Consider the following 3,473-nt stretch of genomic DNA (forward strand, 5'->3'; position numbering starts at 1 on the left):
CCGCCCCGACCTGTACGACGCCTTCACCGCAATGGCCGACTCCTGGCCCGAATTCATGCGCCACGACCCCGTCGGCAGTTTGTACTACTCGATGCTGGATCGGTTCGCCGACTACATCCTGATCTGCCAGGACGAGGCGGGCGAGGTGGTGGGTCGAGCCTATTCCGTCCCGTTCCGGCTCGGTGCGGCCGACCTCCCCGACGACGGCTGGGACGGTGCGATTCGCCGCGGCATCCATACGTCGGCGACGGGCGCACAGCCCGACACGGTGTCCGCGATCGAGATCGTCGTCGAACCGAGCAGACTGGGCACCGGGCTGAGCGCGGAAATCCTTGCCGCTCTGCGGGACAACGCTGCTCGGCTCGGATTCGCCGAGCTCGTGGCGCCGGTGCGCCCCACCGGAAAAACCGACATCGAACAACCGATGAGTGTCTACGCCGGGCTGACGAGGGCGGATGGGCTGCCGGTCGACCCATGGCTGCGTGTACACGTCCGGGCCGGCGGCACGATCGACAAGATCGCACCGCGATCCATGGTTATACCTGGGACGCTGGCGGAATGGCGTGCGTGGACCGGCCTGCCGTTCGACACCAGCGGGCAGGTGCTCGTGCCCACAGCGCTGGCCCCGGTGTCCTGTTCGGTCGAGCACGGTGTCGCGGTCTATGTGGAGCCCAATGTGTGGATCCGGCATCCGACAGCAGCGACGGGTTCGCAGCGGGTCAATGCAGGTCGAGGTTGGTGACGGTCTCGGGGCCGAGTGCGATGCGGGCGTGCCAGGTCGGTGGCTCCCACGGATCGGGAGCCACACCCTGGTAGCGGGCCGACAGGTCCAGGTAGTGGGAGCCGCCCGCCTCGGCTGCCACGAATTCGTAGTCGTACCAGGTGAGGTCCGAGCCGGTCGGCACGTGGAGTTCGGTGCTGTCGCTGGTGCCGTCCTTGTCCTCGATCGCCTCTCTGGCCTCGAGATCGCGGACCAGAATCGGCACCGCCGCATAGAGTTCCAGGCTGGTCGCGGTGGTGAACCGGTCGGCCGGATAGCGGCCCTGCCAGCCCGACGGATCGGCGAGTACCACGTCCTGGAGCGGCTCGACGACAACACGATTCGACGACGCCGGGTCCGACGCCACTGCGCTGCACCCGGATCGACCGCGCAGGAGCGCGTTCGCCGTCACCAGGACCGAGGTGGGTTGCCCGGACCCCGGTGCCGCCCCGGTGGTCCAATGCGGTGGGGTGTCCTCGTCGTGTCCGGCCATGAGCTCGACGATCGTGGCAGCCTCGGCACCGTCGACAGTGGCGCACAGCGCTCTGCCGTAGCCGCCGACGCCCAAGGGGCGCTGCGTGAGCGGAAGGGCGAACGGCCATCTGGTCGGCTCGGGCAACGGCTCGTCGTCCGGTGAGACCGCGGGCTGGAACGCGATATCGAGGGCCGTCGGCGTGTACGGCGCACGACGCTGCACCGTGAGCTGCTCGTCATCGGGCAGTCCTCGCAAACGATCGATCACATTCCCCAACCTGCGCACCTCACCATTGCCGGAATGCGTGCGGGAGTCGGTGTCCAGGCCGTAGACCGAGACACCCACCGGCCCATCGAAGTTCGCGTACACCACCGTCGTCGGCTGGTCCGTCGGCGGCGAGAACTCGCGGTAGTGGGCATCATTGAAGGAGAGTTCGTCGAACCACGCGCGAACCTGCTCGATGCCGTCCTCGGTGAGCCGGGCCCAGTACACGCCGAACACACTCTCCTCGGCACCGTCGTCCACGTAGGTGAAAACCGTACCGTCGCGCCGCAATTCGAAGAAGGGAACACGCCGGCTCCCGACACGGCCGGTCTCCAGGAACCCCGCTGACTCGGCAATCGACACCAACACATCCGAGTCACGCACGGCGGGCGGATCACTTTCGCCGCGGCCGAACACAGTGCACGCGCAGAGCAACGACACAGCGGTCAGCATCGCACCGAGAACAACCGATCGGTGAGCCATATCCGAGCCTAACGCACGCTGTGATCTTCCACGCCTGAGTAGCCGCCCCCTCCCGATGGCCGCATCATGGACAAATCGCCGACTCTCAGATCCGGGCATCTGTCAGTCGCGCGCCACCGGTGCCGCGCGTTCGGCGAGACTGCCCATGCCTGAGGAGTCCGCCGGTGAGCCATGCATTCTTTCGCGCACAATCCGATCCGATCGGTGGCGCCGAGGTACTCCATCCCGAACCCGAGGCGAGCAGCGGATGGATCGGTGGGCAGCTACGCGGCATGGCTGTCGGCGCGGTCCTGGCGCGCGCGGTGGAGCGCGAGCTCATCGTTCGCGAACGGAGTGACTTGCGGCCGGTGCGGTGGACGCTCGACCTGTTCCGCCCGGTGTTCATGCGGCCCTGCACAACTCGTGTCGAAGTGATCCGCGACGGCCGCCGATTGTCGTTGTTCGATGCGACGCTGATCCAAGACGGCCGAGCCGTGGCTCGGGCCGGCGCACTGTATCTGCGCCCCGGCCCGACACCGCACGGCATCTGCTGGTCGCCGGAGACGGCCGCGGATCCGCCGCCTGCCGACCGCGAACCCTCGCCCGATCAGGATCGCGTGTACTTCAGCGAGGAACAAGGATGGAGTCCCGATGCCCGCACCCACCACAACGCGGCCCGCACGGGGATCTGGCACCGCCCGATCGCGGTCGTGGTCGGTGAGGAACCGACGCCGTTCCAGTTCGTCGCGGGACTCGCCGATGTGACGAATGTGGTCACCAACCTCGGCAGCCACGGCCTGGAATACATCAACGCCGATGCCACGCTCACGTTGACCAGGCTTCCGGAAGGGGACGAAGCCGGGCTGGTCGGCTTGGACCGGCTGGCACAGGACGGCATCGCGCTGGGCACTGCGGCGATCTATGACCGCAAAGGCGTATTCGGTACCGCGACAGTCAGTTCCCTCGCCAACACCCGGGGCCCAGCGGACCTGAGCGCTATCGGGGCTTCGTCATCGGCCATGGCCGCGGAGTAGTTCGCACCGCCCATAGCTGCGCCGTCGTGGCGATTTCATTGCCCGGCCTCGTAGGCTTGCGCTATGGCACACGACACCGATCAGCCCGTCGACATCAAGCCACGCTCCCGCGATGTCACCGATGGACTCGAGAAGACCGCCGCTCGTGGCATGCTCCGCGCGGTCGGCATGGGTGACGAGGACTGGGTCAAACCGCAGATCGGTGTGGCCTCGAGCTGGAACGAGATCACACCGTGCAATCTGTCGCTCGACCGGCTGGCCAAGGCGGTCAAACGCGGTGTTCACGCCGGGGGCGGTTTCCCGCTCGAGTTCGGCACGATATCGGTCTCCGACGGCATCTCGATGGGCCACGAGGGGATGCATTTCTCACTCGTCAGCCGCGAGATCATCGCCGATTCCGTCGAAACCGTGATGATGGCCGAGCGCCTCGACGGTTCGGTGCTGCTCGCCGGCTGCGACAAGAGCTTGCCGGGCATGC

Annotated in this window: 4 protein-coding genes; 3 read left to right on the forward strand and 1 reads right to left on the reverse strand. The window is 67.1% G+C overall.

From position 1 onward, the window contains the following. The coding region (locus ACFWF3_RS28895) for a hypothetical protein (protein ID WP_379316692.1) at positions 1–742 on the forward strand (742 nt) is incomplete at its 5' end. Here the strand turns inward: ACFWF3_RS28895 and ACFWF3_RS28900 are convergent. Then, positions 720–1,952: a hypothetical protein gene (locus ACFWF3_RS28900; protein WP_379316694.1), complete on the reverse strand. Its 1,233-nt coding sequence runs from the start codon at positions 1,950–1,952 to the stop codon at positions 720–722. The genes ACFWF3_RS28895 and ACFWF3_RS28900 overlap by 23 nt on opposite strands. Before the next feature lie 194 nt (positions 1,953–2,146). Between ACFWF3_RS28900 and ACFWF3_RS28905 the strand changes: the two genes are divergently transcribed. Together ACFWF3_RS28905 and ACFWF3_RS28910 are read left to right on the forward strand one after the other, a co-directional pair. Continuing rightward, positions 2,147–2,995 (forward strand): acyl-CoA thioesterase domain-containing protein, encoded by an 849-nt coding sequence (locus tag ACFWF3_RS28905; RefSeq protein ID WP_379316696.1) that lies wholly within the window; start codon positions 2,147–2,149, stop codon positions 2,993–2,995. A gap of 63 nt (positions 2,996–3,058) precedes the next feature. Next, positions 3,059–3,473 (forward strand): dihydroxy-acid dehydratase (locus ACFWF3_RS28910; RefSeq protein WP_379316698.1); only part of this gene is annotated, 415 nt, incomplete at its 3' end.

The organism is Nocardia sp. NPDC060220 (genome assembly GCF_042727815.1).
GTDB lineage: Bacteria > Actinomycetota > Actinomycetes > Mycobacteriales > Mycobacteriaceae > Nocardia.

What these genes read in the sequence shown, in the direction of transcription:
- ACFWF3_RS28900 (WP_379316694.1), bottom strand. Translation starts at nt 1,952, where the DNA reads ATGCTGACCGCTGTGTCGTTGCTCTGCGCGTGCACTGTGTTCGGCCGC.